The following is a 15,760-nucleotide window of genomic DNA, read 5'->3' on the forward strand; positions in this document are numbered from 1 at the left end:
ATGCTCGCCCGCCGCTTCACCATCGTCTGCCTGCTGGTGAGCCTGTTTGGAATGTTCTTCGCCATCCTCGTCGCCGAAGCGGGCCGTCCGGCCCGTTCCTGGGACGAGGCCAGTTCCAGAACCTGCCGCCTCGCCTGCCCGACCACCCTTCGCCCCTGAGACAGAAACCAAAGACCTGACCAAACCAAGACCTCGAAAGAAAAGCAAAGACCATGAACCGCATCGCCGCCAACCTCTTCAAAACCGTTCGGCTTCTGCCGCGGGCGGCGCTCATCCTGGCGTTTCTTGCCGCGCCGGTCCTGGCCGTACCGATGATGCGTGCCGATGCCGGTTCCACGATCGACGCGCCAGCACTGAAGAAGTCGGGCGTCGGTTTCGTGCTGCTGGTCAGCCTGCAGCGCGGATAAATTGCGCCTTCGATCGGGACACCCCTCCCAACCGCCTTTCCAAATCTCTATATTGAGCCATGGAAAAGCGAATCTATCCCCAAGCCATCGAATCTGTCGTCATGCCCGAGCCTTTTGGCCGGCAAAGCTTCGACACCGCAGAAAAGGCCGTCGCGGCGTTGCAAGCCCTTTATGACCGCAACACCAAGTTCCTGCGCGACTCCTTCGCGGCGCTTGCCGCCGGCGGCGACAGCAGCAAGCGCTACCGCGCCTTCTACCCGGAGATCGGCGTCACGACCAACTCGTTCACCCAGATCGATTCGCGCCAAGCCTATGGCCACATGCCGACGCCGGGGCATTTTTCCACCACCATCACCCAGCCGAGCCTGTTCGAAAGCTATCTGGTCGAGCAATTGCGTCTGATCATGCGCAACCACGGGGTCGCGGTCACGGTCTCGGAATCGACAACGCCGATCCCGCTGCATTTCGCCTTTCTCGAAGGCACCCATGTCGACGGAACCGCGGCCGAGCGTATCCAGCGGCCTATCCGAGACCTGTTCGACGTGCCAGATCTCGACGGTACAGACGACCAGATCGCCAACGGCACGTTCGAAGTGGCGTTCGGAGAACCAAGGCCGCTGGCGCCCTTCACCGCGCAGCGGATCGACTATTCGCTCCACCGCCTGTCGCACTATACCGCGACCACGCCGCAGCATTTCCAGAATTTCGTGCTGTTCACCAACTATCAGTTCTATATCGACGAGTTCGTGGCGCGCGCCCGTGACCTGATGGAGAATGGCGGCGGCGGATATGCCGAATTCATCGAACCGGGCAACGTGGTCACCAAAGCCGGGCAGAGCGCCCCGAGCGAAGGGGTGGCGCCGCAGCGCCTGCCGCAGATGCCGGCCTACCACTTGAAGAAGCCGAACCATGGCGGCATCACCATGGTCAATATCGGTGTCGGACCCTCCAACGCCAAGACGATCACCGATCATATCGCTGTGCTGAGGCCGCATGCCTGGGTGATGCTCGGCCATTGCGCGGGCCTGCGTAATACGCAGGCGCTGGGCGATTATGTGCTGGCGCATGCCTATGTGCGCGAGGATCACGTGCTGGACGACGACCTGCCAGTCTGGGTGCCGATCCCGCCGCTGGCCGAAATCCAGGTGGCATTGCAGGAAGCGGTGGCCGAAGTGACCGGCCTGTCCGGGTACGATCTCAAGCGCATCATGCGCACCGGCACTGTAGCCACCATTGACAACCGCAACTGGGAACTGCGCGACCAGCGCGGACCGGTGCAGCGGCTTTCGCAGTCGAGGGCGATCGCACTTGACATGGAATCGGCAACGATCGCGGCCAATGGCTTCCGCTTCCGCGTGCCTTACGGCACGCTCTTGTGTGTCTCCGACAAGCCGCTGCATGGCGAACTGAAGCTGCCCGGCATGGCGACCGAATTCTACAAGCGGCAGGTGGCGCAGCACCTCACCATCGGCATCAGGGCGATGGAAAAGCTTTCGGAAATGCCGATGGAGCGGCTGCATTCGCGCAAGCTCAGAAGTTTTTCGGAAACGGCCTTCCAGTAGCCGATCTGCGCGCCGCCAGAGCCATTCGCCGTCTTGCCGGCGATTCGCCATCTTGCCGGCAATTCGCTATCTTGATTGAGCCGCATTTTTGCCGATAACCGGGCGGGGACCATCGCAGGCAACTCATGCAGATCTGATCCGATGAAACGCAGTCGAGACATGGCGGCTTCACTGGTATTCATCGTGATGATGACGCTCTCGGTCGCGCTGGTGGCCGGCTTCTTAGGCGCGTTGCACCCGGCGCTCGATTCCTTTTCGCATTTCCGCATTCACCTCGCCGTGCTGATGGCGCTTTGCGCGCTGCCGCTGCTGGCGACATCGTTTCGCCTGCAAGCGGCCGCGGCCCTGGTTTTTGCCGTGGCCGCTCTTGCCACCGCTTCGACCGCCTTGCCCCGGCCGTGGCCGGTTCAGGCGGTCGCCAAACCCACCGACCAGGTAGTCTACAGCCTGCTGCAGATGAATCTGCGCTACGACAACCCGACGCCGAAAAAAGTGCTGTCACTGATCGGCCGGACCAATCCCGACGTCATCACCCTGGACGAGGTGTCGACGATGTGGGCGACGGAGCTTGGCTACATCGCCAGCGCCTATCCATACCGGATCCTCTGTCCCTATCCCAACGGCGTATTCGGCGTCGCGCTGCTCTCGCGGCGGCCCTTTCTCGCCGGCACCGCGCCACATTGCGAGCGCCGGGGCGCAATGGCCGTTGCGACCATCGATTTCGGCGGCAGGAGCGCCGACGTCGCCGCCATCCATCTCAGCTGGCCGTGGCCGCGGGAACAGTATTGGCAGATCGGCGAACTCTCGGAGCAGCTTTCATCGCTCGGCCAAACCGCCATCATGGCCGGCGATTGCAACGCGGTGCCATGGAGCGCCGCGGTGCGGCGCGTCGCCGCTCTCGGCGGACTGACGGTCATGCCGTCGGCCGGGTCGACCTGGATTCACCGGAAGCTGCCCGACTTCCTGCGCCGCTATGCAGGCCTCCCGATCGACCAGGCGTTCAGCAAGGGCGGCGTGACCATTCTGTCGTCAACGCGACTGGAAGATACCGGCTCCGACCATCTTCCCGTACTCGTGGAGTTCTCGCTTCGCCCCGACGACAGGCTGCCCCATGACGAGCATGAGAGCGCGCTCGCGGCGAGCGACCTTGAAAACAATCCGCGCGGTTGATGCTTCGGCATTCTCAGGGTTTGGTCAACGCTTCGACAAGGTGCTCGACAGGCCCGCCGCCGCGATGCTCGCGCGCATCGAAAGCGTTCTGCCTGGCTTCGTATTCGACATAGATGGTCTTGATTCGGCGCCGCGCCTCGAGATGCGTGCCGGTGCAGAACCAGTTGTCCGGGCGCCGCAGTCCGGCAAGCGCGGTCTCGGTGGCCCGCATCATCCGCCTCGCGATACCGCCATGCGTCTGCTCGTGCTTGCGAACGCCGACCATGAAACGGTCCCAACGCTCGCGCAGGACTGCGCTTGCCGACGAGAGCCGCGGGAAAGTGTAGGTCAGGTTGAGCGTCCCGTTGGCCTGCCGCAGATGGCAGGCTCCATCCTCCCGGACAATATCGAGATCCCAATGCACGGCGTAACCGGTTTCGGCGATGGCGCGCGTCATATAGCCGTGCTTGGGTCCCAGCCGGTCCATTGCCTCGACAAGGGCGGCTCCGGTATTTCCAGCGACATCATAGGTGCGGATGTGAACGGTGAGCTTTGTGCCCGCCGACGCGGCTGATGCGCAAAGCAGCATGAAGGCCATGGCGAGCATCGTCGGGCTGGTCAGGCGCATGTCCGCCTCCTTTGTCGGAGCCGAGCAGACCACACTCGGCGGAAGGCTTCAACGGGCTTGATCGAGGCAGGCGGTCGACGGCGACAGACAAGTCCGCCGCCGCTCGCATGTTTTCGTGACGGCTTAGCCGGGCACGCTCACATGTTCTGATAGACCGGGCCTTCGCCACCTTGCGGCGGCACCCAGTCGATATTCTGGTTCGGATCCTTGATGTCGCAGGTCTTGCAGTGGACGCAGTTCTGCGCGTTGATGACGAAGCGCACGTCCTTGGCCGCCGGATCGGCAGCGGCATTGCCGTCCTTGTCGACCCATTCGTAGACGCCTGCAGGGCAGTAGCGCGTCGAAGGTCCGGCAAAGACGTCATGCTCGGAACGCTTCTGCAGCTCCATGTCCGCCACCAGCAGATGCACCGGCTCGTTTTCCTCGTGGTTGGTGTTGGACAGGAACACCGAGGACAAGCGGTCGAAGGTCAGCACGCCATCGGCCTTGGGATAGTCTATTTTCTTGTGCTTCGCGGCGGGCTCTAGCGTGGCGTAGTCGGCCTTGCCATGCTTCAGCGTGCCGAAGGGCGAGAAGCCGAACAAAGTGTTCAGCCACATGTCCAGGCCGCCGATGGCGACGCCGGCGATGGTGCCGAAGCGCGACCACAGCGGCTTGACGTTGCGCACCTTCTTCAGATCCTTGCCGATGTCTGTCGCCCGCCACGCGGCTTCGTAAGCGGAGAGCTCGTCATTGGCGCGGCCAGCGGCGATTGCCTCGGCGACATGCTCGGCCGCCAGCATTCCCGACAACACGGCATTGTGCGAGCCCTTGATGCGCGGGACGTTTACGAGGCCGGCGGCGCAGCCCATCAACGCGCCACCCGGGAAGCACAGTTTCGGCACCGACTGCCAACCGCCTTCGGTAATCGCGCGCGCGCCATAGCCCAACCGCCTGGCGCCCTCGAAAGTACCGCTGATCGCCGGGTGGGTCTTGAAGCGCTGGAACTCCTCGAACGGCGACAGCCAGGGGTTCTTATAATTGAGGTGGACGACGAAGCCAACCGCCACCTGATTGTCGTCCAGATGATAGAGGAAAGAGCCGCCGCCGGTCTTGAGATCGAGCGGCCAGCCGAAGGAGTGCTGGACGAGACCCGGCCTGTGCTTCTCCGGCTTGACCTGCCACAGTTCCTTGAGGCCGATGCCGTATTTGCCCGGCTCGCGGCCCTCGGAAAGCCTGAACCTGGCGATCAACTGCTTGGCGAGCGAGCCGCGCGCGCCCTCTCCGATCAGCACATATTTGCCCATCAGCGCCATGCCCGGCGCGAAACCCGGGCCGTGTGTGCCATCCTTTTCGACGCCCATGTCGCCGGTGACAACACCGGTGACGGCGCCTTCCTCGTTATAGAGCAGGCCGGCCGCGGCGAACCCCGGATAGATTTCCACGCCGAGCGCCTCGGCCTTGGCCGCCAGCCAGCGGCAGACATTGCCAAGCGAGACGATGTAGTTGCCGTGATTGTTCATCAGAGGCGGCATCATTATGTTGGGCAGGCGGAAAGAGCCGGCGGGGCCAAGCACCAGGAAATGGTCCGCCGTGACCGGCGTTTTGAATGGATGGTCTTGTTCGTCGCGCCAGCCCGGCAGCAACCGGTCGATGCCGATCGGATCGACGACGGCGCCTGACAAGATGTGGGCGCCAACCTCACCGCCCTTTTCCAGCACGACCACGGAAAGCTCGGGATTGACTTGCTTCAGGCGGATGGCGGCGGCGAGGCCGGCCGGGCCCGCACCGACGATCACCACGTCGAATTCCATGCTTTCGCGTTCGATATCGCTCATCAACCCCTCCGCACTGGCTTGTCGCTATTGCGCGTATCTTGCTGGCTCCTGCGCTGCATAGCGCATCAAGTCGCGACAGGAAACCGGCGCGCCTGTGACAACGCGGATTTGGCCAAAAAGTCGCGCATCGTGCCGAAGGACACCCGTTTTGCGCCGGCCTGCCCGCAACGCGTACGTTTTTAATTGTTCGACGGCTTGCTTATCGGCCATACTTCGCACCATGCGCATTCCTGGGCCAGCCGGCTTCTCATCAACGCGCTTCCCATCGACGCCCGGCAGGGCCTGCCGGGCGTTCCTTTCGGCCCTCCCCCTGCTGGCGCCGGTCCATGCCTTTGCAGACGAGGTGAAGGTCTGGGCCACCGGTGCCTACTCCTTCTCCGACGAGCTTGGCGGGTTCGAAATCAGCGGCGCTTCCGGCACCGGCACCAAGGACGATCCGCTCGTCATCACCGAAGAGCTGAATTCAGCGACGCCGGTGACGTTGACCATCCGTGCAACCAAGCCGATCCAGGCGTTCGGCAAGGCGGGCGAGTTCGCCAACGGCATCATGTATTTGCGCTTGGACGTGCTCAACAACAGCGGCCAGGCCTGGATCGAATTCCAGTTCGAGCTTCAGGAGGTCCTGAATCAGCCGAGCGTCTTCGGCGACGGGCTTTCGTTCGACCAGCGCAACAAGACGCCTGACAATATCTGGTCGAGCAATTTTGCCGATTTCGACCGCGATTTTGAACCGTATGACCGTCTGCTGTTCAAGAACGGCAAGGTCGACCCGCTAAAGACCGCCAGGTTCGAATTCCTGATCACCGACTATACGCCGCGCTGGACCTTTTATCTGGTGCAGGACCCGCGCATACCGACGGGTTAGGTTGCGGTGAGCGTATGACGCTGCCACAGACAGGCCGTCATTGCCCGGTTGTGCCAATGTCCCCAATCACCAACTTGCAATATGCGACCAGTCGAACGATGGTGGCGCCATGACTGCCGCTTCCCCAAACAGCCGACCTGATATCGCCGAGCTGCTCGCCTTCTATGCCAGCGCGGGCGTCGACGAGGCGTTGGAGGACGCGCCGGTGAACCGCTTCGCGGAAGCCGCGCCCAAGCCGGCGGAGCGGATGCTGGCTGCCGCGCCGAGCGATAGCAGAGCACCGGAGCGGCCCGCCCAACCGCGTCTCGATGCGAGCGCCGTGCCTAACGCTCCGCCGGCGCGCCCGCCCATTTCGGCGGTACCCGACGAGGCGCAGGCGGCGCTGGCGCGTGAATTGGCCTCGGCTGCCTCGACGCTGGACGAGCTTCGCCAGCACATGTCGACTTTTGACGGCTGCAACCTGAAGTTCACCGCCAAGAACCTGGTCTTTGCCGACGGCAACCCGGATGCATCGGTGATGCTCGTCGGCGAGGCGCCCGGCCGTGACGAGGATATAGAAGGCCTGCCCTTCGTCGGCCGCTCCGGCCGGCTGCTCGACCGCATGTTGGCCGCGATCGGGCTAGACCGGACATCCGTCTACATCGCCAATGTCATCCCCTGGCGGCCGCCGGGAAACCGCACGCCGACGCCGCACGAAACCGAGATCTGCCGGCCGTTCATCGAAAGGCAGATCGAACTGGTCAAGCCGAAGGTGCTGGTCAATCTCGGCGGGCCCTCGGCCAAAACCCTTCTGAATACGAGCGAAGGCATCTTGCGGCTGCGCGGCAACTGGCGCGCCCACACGACAGCGTCCGGCGTCGTTATTCCGGCGATGCCGACGCTGCACCCGGCCTATCTACTGAGGACGCCGGCGCACAAGAAGCTGGCTTGGCGGGATTTTCTCGAGGTGAAGGCGAAGCTAAGAGCGCTCACCTCTCCATGACCTCGCGGGTAATTGAAATGCGCCTGCCGTCGCCCTAACCATGCCCTCATGATATCTCCTCAAACCTCCGCCGGCAGCCTCATCCGTGAATGGCGCACGCGACGCCGGATGAGCCAGCTCGACCTCGCCACGGAAGCCGATATCTCGCAGCGGCATCTGAGCTTCGTCGAGAGCGGGCGGGCCGCGCCGTCGCGCGACATGGTGCTACACCTGGCCGAGCAGCTTTCGATCCCGCTTCGCCAGCGCAACCAGCTCTTGCTGGCGGCGGGCTTTGCGCCGAGCTTCAGCGAAAGGCCGCTGACCGACATTTCGCTGGCACCGGCCATGGCGGCGGTCGAGACGGTGCTTCGAGGGCACGAGCCGTTCCCGGCGCTCGCGGTGGACCGGCACTGGAACCTCGTTTCGGCAAACGCTGCCATTGGGCCGTTCCTGGCCGACGTTTCCGAGCCCTCGCTGCTCAAGCCGCCAGTCAACGTGCTGCGGCTCAGCCTGCACCCTGGAGGTGTCGCGCCGCGCATCGTCAATCTCGCGGAGTGGCGGGCGCACCTGCTGGAACGCCTGAAGCACCAGAACGACGCGTCAGGCGATCCGGTGCTGATCGAACTGGAGCGTGAGTTGCGCGGTTATCCCTCCGGCCTGAAGAGTGGGCGGCCGGCGCGGGTCGAGCCGAGCGGCATCGTGCATCCGCTGCGGCTTGCCCATGGGGATCAGGTGCTGTCGTTCATCAGCACCATCACCGTGTTCGGCACGCCGCTGGACGTGACGCTGTCGGAGCTGGCGATCGAGTCCTTCTTTCCGGCCGACGAGCAGACGCGGACGGCGCTGGTAAGATTGGCGAAAGAGCGGGCCTAACGGTGCTGATCACCCCTGCGGCGGGGCGGCCTTGCGCGTGCGGGTGCGTTCCAGGCCGAGTTGACGTTCGCGCCAGATGATGAAGATGCCGGCGGCAACGACGATCAGACCGCCGGTCAGCGTGTTCAGCGTGGCGACATCGCCGAAGACGAGATAGCCGACCAAGACGCCGAGGATCATCGAGGTGTATTCGAACGGCGCCACCACCGATGCCTCGGCATGGCGGTAAGCCGAGGTCATCAGGATCTGGCCAAGGCCGCCGCAGAAGCCGGCGGCGACAAGAAGGACCGCCTGCCCCGGCGTCAGCGCCTGCCACCCAAACGGCAGCGACAGCAGCGCCATGACGCTCGCGGTGACCGAAAACCAAAGCACGATCGTGGCGGTGCGCTCGCTTTGCACGAGATTGCGCACGAGCAGCATGGCGACGGCCGAAATCGCCGCCGCTATCAATGCGGCGATGACGCCGAGCACCTCCTGGTCGTCGAGCGCCTCGCCGGAACTCAGGAGCGTCAGCTCCGGCCAGGAGATGATCAGCACACCGACGAGGCCGACGGCGACCGCGCTCCAGCGATAGACACGAATGGCTTCGCCGAGGAAAATCGAGCTGAACACCACCACCAACAGTGGCTGGGCGTAATTCAGCGTGATTGCTTCTGGCAGCGGCAACCGCGTCAGCGCGAAGAAGCCGAGCCCCATGGCGCAGACGCCGACGACGCCGCGCGCGATGTGGTTGAACGGACGGCTTGTACTGAAAGCCGTGCCGAGATTTCCCTTGAAAGCCAGAAAGGCAATGATCGGAAAGATAGCGAAGAAGGAGCGGAAGAAGACGATCTGTCCCGCCGGCACAGTGCCCGCCGCCTTGATGCAGGTCGACATGCCGACGAAGACCGCCACCGAGACGATCTTCAGCATAATGCCGGTGAGCGTGTTGTGCCCTACGGTATTGTCACTGTTGTCGCGGCCTGCTGTCACGCTCCCGCCGCTTCCCGCGTGGTTGCCCAGGTGCGCGCCGGCGTCGCCGGTCTCTCGATATGCCTGACGTCGTAGACGGCGGCCATGACTGCCTCGCGATGCTGGAAAGGAAGGTCTGAATAGACCTTGTCGCAGTTTTGTCGAGCCGCCGGTTCGTGTAAAGAGCGCGGACTTCAAAATTTTGGACGGGCAGGACAGGCCCGGAAAGACAGGAACCAAGGAATGCGCACCGACACTGGCCAGGTCTTCAAACTCGAAGACTATCGCCCCAGCGACTATCTCATTCCGGAAACGAACCTTGAATTCCGTCTTTCGCCAGGCGCGACGATCGTCACGGCAATTTTAACCGTCGAGCGCCGGGATGGCGTCGCGGCCTCTACGCCGCTTGTGCTGGATGGCGACGGGCTGACGCTCAGGCGCGTCGAGATCGACGGCAGGAAAGCCAAGCCGACGGATTTTGCCGTGACGCCCGACCGACTAACCATCCTCAGGCCCCCGGCGGCGCGTCGCTTTCGGCTGTCGATCGAGACCGAGCTGGCGCCGTCGGGCAATGAAGCGCTGATGGGCCTCTACCGCTCAAGCAACGTCTATTGCACGCAATGCGAAGCAGAGGGCTTCCGCCGCATCACCTATTTCCTCGACCGCCCCGACATCCTTTCCGTCTACACCGTGCGGATCGAAACCCGCCGCGACGAGGCGCCGCTGCTTCTGTCCAACGGAAACCCGGTCGACAAGGGCGATCTCGGCGATGGCTGGCACTATGCCATTTGGCACGACCCCTTCCCCAAGCCATCGTATCTGTTCGCGCTGGTCGCCGGCAATCTCGGCCGGGTTGCCGACAGTTTCGTCACCATGTCCGGCCGCACGGTCGAGCTCGGCATCTATGTCGAGCCGGGCAAGGAGAAGCTCGCCGGCTACGCCATGGATGCCTTGAAGCGATCGATGCAATGGGACGAGGAGGCATTCGGCCGCGAATACGACCTCGATGTCTTCAACATCGTCGCCGTGTCCGACTTCAACATGGGGGCGATGGAGAACAAGGGCCTCAACGTCTTCAACGACAAATATGTGCTGGCCGACCGGGAGACCGCGACGGACGCCGATTTCGCCAATATCGAGGCGATCATCGCGCATGAGTATTTCCACAATTGGACAGGCAACAGAATCACTTGCCGCGACTGGTTCCAGCTTTGCCTGAAGGAAGGGCTGACCGTTTATCGCGACCACGAATTCTCCGCCGACCAACGTTCGCGTGCGGTCAAGCGCATCGCCGAGGTGCGCACGCTGCGCGCGCATCAATTCCCCGAGGACCAGGGGCCGCTGGCGCATCCGGTCAGGCCGCGCCGCTATCGCGAGATCAATAATTTCTACACGGCGACCGTCTACGAAAAAGGCTCGGAGGTGGTGCGCATGATCCGTACCATCCTCGGGCCTGATAGCTTTCGCGCCGGCATGGACCTCTATTTCGAGCGGCACGACGGCACGGCGGCGACGATCGAGGATTTCCTGACAGTGTTCGAGGAGGTGTCCGGCCGCGACTTGTCGCAATTCGCGCTCTGGTACCATCAGGCCGGCACCCCTAACCTGGCGGTGAGCTCGACTTATAACTGGGCGGAGCGGGAATTCACGCTGGAAATCGAGCAATCGGTGCCGCCAACCCCGTCGGAAAGCCGCAAACGACTGATGCACATACCGCTCGCCTTCGGTCTGATTGGCGCCGGCGGCGAGCCGGTCGCCTATGACGCGGTCGACGGCGCCAGCGTCGAGGACGGCATCATCCACATCCGCAAGCGCCGGCATGTGGTGCGCTTCTCAGGCGTCGCCGAGCGTCCGGCGATTTCGCTGAACCGCGGCTTCTCGGCGCCGATAACGCTTGCCGTCGAGCAGAAGACCGACGACCAGTTCTTCCTTGCCGGCCACGACAGCGACAGCTTCTCGCGCTGGCAGACCTTCAACACGCTGCTTACGGATGCATTGATCTTGGCCTTCCGCCAGATTCTCGACGGCGCCGAGCCTGGCTTCACCGCGCGGCTGACCGAGCTTGCCGGCAGGATCGCGAGCGACGAGACGCTGGAGCCGGCCTACCGGGCGCTGGCGCTTTCGCTTCCGGGCGAGACCGACATAGCGCGCGACATCGGCAAAAACATCGAACCCAACGCCATCTTCGCTGCGCGCGAGGCGCTGGCGCTGGCAATCGCCAGGGCTAACCGCGACGCGTTCGCCGGCCTCTACGAGCGGCTTGCCGACGCCGGCCCGTTCAGCCCGGACGCAGCTTCCGCCGGACGGCGGGCGTTGCGTAACGTCATGCTTGATTATCTCTCGCTGCTGTCAGATGGCGCCGGGCTTGCGGCGGAGCACTTCCGGTCGGCCACCAATATGACTGACCGCGCGGCGGCACTGACCGTGCTCGCGCACCGCCACCATGGTTCGCCGGAGGCAAACAAGGCACTGGCGGCTTTCGAAGCGACATATGCGTCCGACCCGCTTGTGATGGACAAATGGTTCCAGATTCAGGCCAGCGTACCCGGTCCGCAGGCGGTGGAGACGGTTCGCGCCCTGACCACGCATCCGGCCTTCTCGATGGCCAATCCGAACCGGGTGCGCTCGTTAATCGGCACATTCTCCAGTGCCAACCAGACCGGATTCCACCGCGCCGACGGCGAAGGCTACCGATTCTTCACGCAGACCGTGCTCGAGGTCGAAAAACGCAATCCGCAGGTGGCGGCAAGGTTGGCAACGGCGCTCCGGTCGTGGCGTTCGCTCGAACCTGGCCGGCAGGCCAAGGCCAGGGAAGCGCTGCTTTCGATTGCCAATGCCGAAAACCTGTCGGCGGATTTAAGCGATATCGTCGAGCGTACGCTGGCGTGAGCCAGACCCGAGCGGCCACCATGGTGGTCGGCGGCAATGCCAAGGCAACGCCACCGGCCCGTCAGGCTGTGCTTCTGCTGCTCGAACGGATTCCCGCCTCCCTACGCGGGTATCAACATGGCGATGCGATGCACGCCGACCTCGGCGCTCGTATTCGTCGCCTCGTCGGTCTTGCCCTTGGCGCAAGTGTATATGTCGCCTTCCTTGAGCTTGAACTCCTTGTCGGCCTTCTTGATCGTGAATTCGCCCGCAGTGATGGTGCATACCATGTCGTTGTCCATCACCATCGCCGGCGCATGTGTGCCGGGCTGAAACACGACATCGACGATTGAGATGCTTTTGTAGGCAGGAATGTCTGAGTTTCCCGTGCCTACCTCCACCACTCTGATGCCGGGCGCAATCTCCTTGCCCTCCTTCGGGCCGTATGTCCTCGTTTTTACCGACGCCGCCAGGGCGAACAAAGGCGTTACCGCTGCCGCTGACACGCCGAGAGCAATTGCAGTTCTGCGATTCATGCTTTCCTCCCGATGTGCAATCCCGCACGGAATATGCGTGATTTCTAATATTATTCCCTTTCCACGGTAATCGCCATCGCATGCCTCTGCTCGGTTGGCGGAAAAGCCGCTATTTTAGTCGATTTTTAATCTTTTTTCGCCGGACCACTGGACAAGGCGAATCACCTTTGATTCTTTAATGGCGATTCGGAAGTGCGGCGTTTACCGGATCATCAAGCATAGGCAAATCGGGGAGTGCCATTTATGGCGAAGGCGGACGCGTGGGGCGCGCCCGGAGGGATAGCTTTTGCGCGTCGCGAGACGCCGCGAGGCGACGGCCTTGCCGGGAATACGCGGCTCATCGCCGAACCGGCCTACAAGCGGCTTCTGGCGGCGGAGCCATTGCTGCGCCGATCGATACCGGCTCTCATCGTCATCTTCCTGATCGCGATCGCGGCGCTGCGCGTCCTGTCGCTGATGAACGAACGCGACGATATCGAGCGCAACGCCAAGGCGATCCTGATGCTGGCGTCCGGTCAACTGGCGAGTTCGCTGGCCACCACGTCCGACACCGCGCCGGGCGCCATCCAGGACCTGTTGGAAACGACCAGCCGCCAGGGCGCGATGAGCCGCGGCCACGTTCTTGTCATCACCGACAGCGCCTTCAAGATCACCGCGGTGACGCCGCGCTCGATGTCCTGGCAAGGCCGTTCGCTGGATAGCCTCGCCCAGGGCGGCCAGCCTCTGTTCATGTTCGGCGACCGCGCCGGAGTGATGGAGGTCGATATTGGCGGGCAGGACTGGTATGCAGCGGTCAGCCTGACGAACGGTCGCAAAGGCGCGGCAGCGGCGCTGGTGCCGCAGGACGCGGTTTTCGACGCCTGGCGCAAGACAGTCTCGCTGAATGTGACGCTGTTCGTACTGACGGCCGGCGTGCTGATCATCATCCTCTATGCCTATTTCGGCCAGGCGGCGCGCGCGCAGGCGGCCGACCGCATCTATCTCGAAGCGCATCAACGCATCGACATGGCGCTGGTACGCGGCCGCTGCGGCTTGTGGGACTGGGACATGGTGCGCGGCAAGATGTATTGGTCGCGTTCGATGTACGACATGCTGGGCTACGAGCCATGCGACACGATGCTGTCCTTCGGCGAGGTCGACGAGATCATCCATCCCGATGATGGCGACTTGTTCCAGCTCGCCAACAAGATCGTCGCGCGCGAGATCGATCATATCGATCAGGTGTTCCGGATGCGGCATGCCGACGGGCAGTGGGTATGGATGCGCGCAAGGGCGCAGGTCATGGATCCGGAAGCACCCGAAATCCAGTTGATCGGCATCGCCGTCGACGTCACCGAGCAGCGTCACCTGGCGCTTCGTTCCGAGGCAGCCGATTTGCGCCTGAGGACGGCGATCGAGAACATCAACGAGTCCTTCGTGCTGTGGGATGCCGCCGAGCGGCTGATCATGTGCAATTCCAAATACCAGAAGGACAATGGCCTTTCGGACCGTGACGTGATGCCAGGCGCCGTGCGCGCCACGCTGGAAGAGCGCATGCTCGCTTTCGCTTCCGATCGGCGGCTTGCCAACAGCAATGGGCCGCTGGGCGGCGCGACGTTCGAACGGCAGCTGGCCGACGGCCGCTGGTTGCAGGTCAACGAGCTCAGAACCCGCGACGGCGGCATTGTCTCGGTCGGATCCGACATCACCCAGATCAAGCTGCATCAGGAAAAGCTGGTCGACAGCGAGCGCCGGCTGATGGCAACCATCCACGATCTCAGCCTCGCCCGCCGCGCCGAAGAGGAGCGCGCGCGCGAACTGGTCGAGCTCAACCGCAAATACATGAAGGAAACCGAGCGCGCCGAAGCGGCGAACCGGGCCAAGTCCGAATTCCTGGCCAACATGTCGCATGAACTGCGCACGCCCTTGAACGCCATCATCGGCTTCTCCGAACTGATGGAACAGGGGCTGTTCGGCCCGCTGGGATCGGAGCGCTACGAGGAATACGCCACCGACATCAACAGCAGCGGCAAATATCTCCTGGGCGTCATCAACGACATTCTCGACATGTCGAAAATCGAGGCCGGCCAATTCTCGCTCGACCGCGAAGAGATCGATCTCGGCCCGCTGATCAGCGAGACGGTCCGGGTCGTCTCGCTGCAAGCGGCGCAAAAGGCGATCACCGTCGAGACCCGCATCGCAGACGCGCTGACGCTGTTCGCCGACCGCCGAGCGATCAAGCAGATCGTCATAAACCTTTTGTCCAACGCAGTGAAATTCACCGGCCAAGGCGGCCACATATCGGTCAGGGCCCGCAATACCTCAGGGGCGCTGGTGCTGACGATCGAGGATAATGGCTGCGGCATCCCGAAGGAGGCGCTCGGCAAGCTCGGACGGCCCTTCGAACAGGTGCAGAACCAGTTCTCCAAGAGCCATGCCGGGTCCGGCCTCGGCCTCGCCATCTCGCGCTCTTTGGCCGAACTGCAAGGCGGTGCCCTGAAAATCCGCTCAACCGAAGGTGTCGGCACGATCGTGTCGGTGCGCATTCCCGTGAAGAAGGCGACGCCCGTGGTCAAGGTCGCGGCTTAAGCAACGGGCTCCGGCGATGTCGCCGAAGCCCGTGCCGGAAGGCGTTATTGCATGCTGCCGTCGTCGCCTTCGTCATCCCACTGACGGTGTAAGCCAAAGCGGCCGCCCTTTGGCAGTTCGCCCTTCTTGATCTTTCCGTCGTTGTTCTTGTCGAGCAGGGCAAAGAGCTTCTTGTCGCGACTGGCGATGTCGTCCGTCGTCAGCGTACCGTCGCCGTTGTTGTCGTAACGCGCGATGATGCGCCTGGCCATGTGCTCGAAGCGGGCCTTTTCCAGCGCTGCGGTGAGCTGCTCCACCGTGAGCTTGCCACCATTGTCGGCGACCAGCTTCTTCAACCGCGAATCCATGACGCTTGAGAACTGGTCGAAGCTGATGGTGCCGTCATTGTCCTTCATCGCCTTGTTGAGGCGCATCATCGTGCGCTCACGCATGTTTGCGCTGTCGATGTTCTCGGCATAGGCCGCAGTGCCGACGGCTCCTGCCAACGCGATGAAGGCGAACGCGAGCTTGGTTGTCTTTCTCATGGTCTTCTCCTGTTGCATCGTCACCCCCGATGCGATCCGCACGGCCGTTGA

General features: G+C 63.1%; 14 protein-coding genes. 9 read left to right on the forward strand and 5 right to left on the reverse strand.

Annotated elements, in window-relative coordinates; translation table 11 throughout:
• The 4 genes from LB541_RS00710 to LB541_RS00725 all read left to right on the forward strand — a co-directional run bounded on the left by LB541_RS00710 (position 1) and on the right by LB541_RS00725 (position 3,139).
• The gene (locus LB541_RS00710; RefSeq protein WP_181169517.1) at positions 1-159 is read left to right on the forward strand and encodes a hypothetical protein; all 159 of its coding nucleotides are present in this window, start codon (positions 1-3) and stop codon (positions 157-159) included.
• A 53-nt stretch (positions 160-212) separates the two neighbouring features.
• Entirely contained in the window at positions 213-407 is a 195-nt protein-coding gene (locus LB541_RS00715) for a hypothetical protein (RefSeq protein WP_140494649.1), read from the forward strand.
• A gap of 101 nt (positions 408-508) precedes the next feature.
• Positions 509-1,969, forward strand: coding sequence for an AMP nucleosidase (locus LB541_RS00720; protein ID WP_224617604.1), 1,461 nt, complete (start codon positions 509-511; stop codon positions 1,967-1,969).
• Positions 1,970-2,128: 159 nt separating this feature from the next.
• Positions 2,129-3,139: an endonuclease/exonuclease/phosphatase family protein gene (locus tag LB541_RS00725; RefSeq protein ID WP_224617605.1), complete on the forward strand. Its 1,011-nt coding sequence runs from the start codon at positions 2,129-2,131 to the stop codon at positions 3,137-3,139.
• A 13-nt stretch (positions 3,140-3,152) separates the two neighbouring features.
• On the opposite strand, the gene LB541_RS00730 is transcribed toward LB541_RS00725, so the two are convergent.
• Positions 3,153-3,746 carry a DUF922 domain-containing protein gene (locus LB541_RS00730; protein WP_140520706.1) on the reverse strand — a complete coding sequence of 198 codons (594 nt, stop codon included), beginning with the start codon at positions 3,744-3,746 and terminating at the stop codon, positions 3,153-3,155.
• 137 nt (positions 3,747-3,883) lie between these two features.
• Complete coding sequence (locus LB541_RS00735; RefSeq protein WP_224617606.1) at positions 3,884-5,563, reverse strand: electron transfer flavoprotein-ubiquinone oxidoreductase; 1,680 nt, start codon at positions 5,561-5,563, stop codon at positions 3,884-3,886.
• Between the two features lie 220 nt (positions 5,564-5,783).
• On the opposite strand from LB541_RS00735, the gene LB541_RS00740 reads away from it, so the two are divergent.
• The 3 genes from LB541_RS00740 to LB541_RS00750 all read left to right on the forward strand — a co-directional run bounded on the left by LB541_RS00740 (position 5,784) and on the right by LB541_RS00750 (position 8,262).
• A complete protein-coding gene (locus tag LB541_RS00740; RefSeq protein ID WP_224617607.1) occupies positions 5,784-6,428 on the forward strand; it encodes a hypothetical protein in 645 nt (214 codons plus the stop codon).
• Positions 6,429-6,537: 109 nt separating this feature from the next.
• Positions 6,538-7,410 (forward strand): uracil-DNA glycosylase family protein, encoded by an 873-nt coding sequence (locus LB541_RS00745; protein ID WP_224617609.1) that lies wholly within the window; start codon positions 6,538-6,540, stop codon positions 7,408-7,410.
• 48 nt (positions 7,411-7,458) lie between these two features.
• Positions 7,459-8,262, forward strand: coding sequence for a helix-turn-helix domain-containing protein (locus tag LB541_RS00750; RefSeq protein WP_140559443.1), 804 nt, complete (start codon positions 7,459-7,461; stop codon positions 8,260-8,262).
• A 9-nt stretch (positions 8,263-8,271) separates the two neighbouring features.
• Here LB541_RS00750 and LB541_RS00755 read toward each other — a convergent pair whose 3' ends face one another.
• The gene (locus LB541_RS00755; RefSeq protein ID WP_224617863.1) at positions 8,272-9,174 is read right to left on the reverse strand and encodes a DMT family transporter; all 903 of its coding nucleotides are present in this window, start codon (positions 9,172-9,174) and stop codon (positions 8,272-8,274) included.
• Between the two features lie 282 nt (positions 9,175-9,456).
• Between LB541_RS00755 and pepN the strand changes: the two genes are divergently transcribed.
• On the forward strand, positions 9,457-12,102 hold the full coding sequence (gene pepN, locus LB541_RS00760) for an aminopeptidase N (protein ID WP_224617611.1): 2,646 nt from the start codon (positions 9,457-9,459) through the stop codon (positions 12,100-12,102).
• Between the two features lie 101 nt (positions 12,103-12,203).
• Here pepN and LB541_RS00765 read toward each other — a convergent pair whose 3' ends face one another.
• Positions 12,204-12,617: a hypothetical protein gene (locus LB541_RS00765; RefSeq protein WP_140520712.1), complete on the reverse strand. Its 414-nt coding sequence runs from the start codon at positions 12,615-12,617 to the stop codon at positions 12,204-12,206.
• A 243-nt stretch (positions 12,618-12,860) separates the two neighbouring features.
• Here LB541_RS00765 and LB541_RS00770 point away from each other — a divergent pair, with 243 nt between their 5' ends.
• Positions 12,861-15,185 (forward strand): PAS domain-containing sensor histidine kinase, encoded by a 2,325-nt coding sequence (locus LB541_RS00770; protein WP_224617613.1) that lies wholly within the window; start codon positions 12,861-12,863, stop codon positions 15,183-15,185.
• A 44-nt stretch (positions 15,186-15,229) separates the two neighbouring features.
• Here the strand turns inward: LB541_RS00770 and LB541_RS00775 are convergent, their stop codons facing one another.
• Positions 15,230-15,709, reverse strand: coding sequence for a hypothetical protein (locus LB541_RS00775; protein WP_140555838.1), 480 nt, complete (start codon positions 15,707-15,709; stop codon positions 15,230-15,232).
• Positions 15,710-15,760 lie beyond the last annotated feature (51 nt).

This window comes from Mesorhizobium sp. BR1-1-15 (assembly GCF_020165475.1).
Classification (GTDB): Bacteria; Pseudomonadota; Alphaproteobacteria; order Rhizobiales; family Rhizobiaceae; genus Mesorhizobium.

Bases quoted from the DNA above. Each gene is read 5' to 3' on its own strand.
- LB541_RS00740 (WP_224617607.1), top strand. From the start codon at position 5,784: ATGCGCATTCCTGGGCCAGCCGGCTTCTCATCAACGCGCTTCCCATCG.
- pepN (WP_224617611.1), top strand. From the start codon at position 9,457: ATGCGCACCGACACTGGCCAGGTCTTCAAACTCGAAGACTATCGCCCC.
- LB541_RS00730 (WP_140520706.1), bottom strand. From the start codon at position 3,746: ATGCGCCTGACCAGCCCGACGATGCTCGCCATGGCCTTCATGCTGCTT.
- LB541_RS00745 (WP_224617609.1), top strand. From the start codon at position 6,538: ATGACTGCCGCTTCCCCAAACAGCCGACCTGATATCGCCGAGCTGCTC.
- LB541_RS00775 (WP_140555838.1), bottom strand. From the start codon at position 15,709: ATGAGAAAGACAACCAAGCTCGCGTTCGCCTTCATCGCGTTGGCAGGA.
- LB541_RS00765 (WP_140520712.1), bottom strand. From the start codon at position 12,617: ATGAATCGCAGAACTGCAATTGCTCTCGGCGTGTCAGCGGCAGCGGTA.
- LB541_RS00755 (WP_224617863.1), bottom strand. From the start codon at position 9,174: ATGCTGAAGATCGTCTCGGTGGCGGTCTTCGTCGGCATGTCGACCTGC.
- LB541_RS00710 (WP_181169517.1), top strand. From the start codon at position 1: ATGCTCGCCCGCCGCTTCACCATCGTCTGCCTGCTGGTGAGCCTGTTT.
- LB541_RS00770 (WP_224617613.1), top strand. From the start codon at position 12,861: ATGGCGAAGGCGGACGCGTGGGGCGCGCCCGGAGGGATAGCTTTTGCG.
- LB541_RS00735 (WP_224617606.1), bottom strand. From the start codon at position 5,563: ATGAGCGATATCGAACGCGAAAGCATGGAATTCGACGTGGTGATCGTC.
- LB541_RS00725 (WP_224617605.1), top strand. From the start codon at position 2,129: ATGGCGGCTTCACTGGTATTCATCGTGATGATGACGCTCTCGGTCGCG.
- LB541_RS00750 (WP_140559443.1), top strand. From the start codon at position 7,459: ATGATATCTCCTCAAACCTCCGCCGGCAGCCTCATCCGTGAATGGCGC.
- LB541_RS00715 (WP_140494649.1), top strand. From the start codon at position 213: ATGAACCGCATCGCCGCCAACCTCTTCAAAACCGTTCGGCTTCTGCCG.
- LB541_RS00720 (WP_224617604.1), top strand. From the start codon at position 509: ATGCCCGAGCCTTTTGGCCGGCAAAGCTTCGACACCGCAGAAAAGGCC.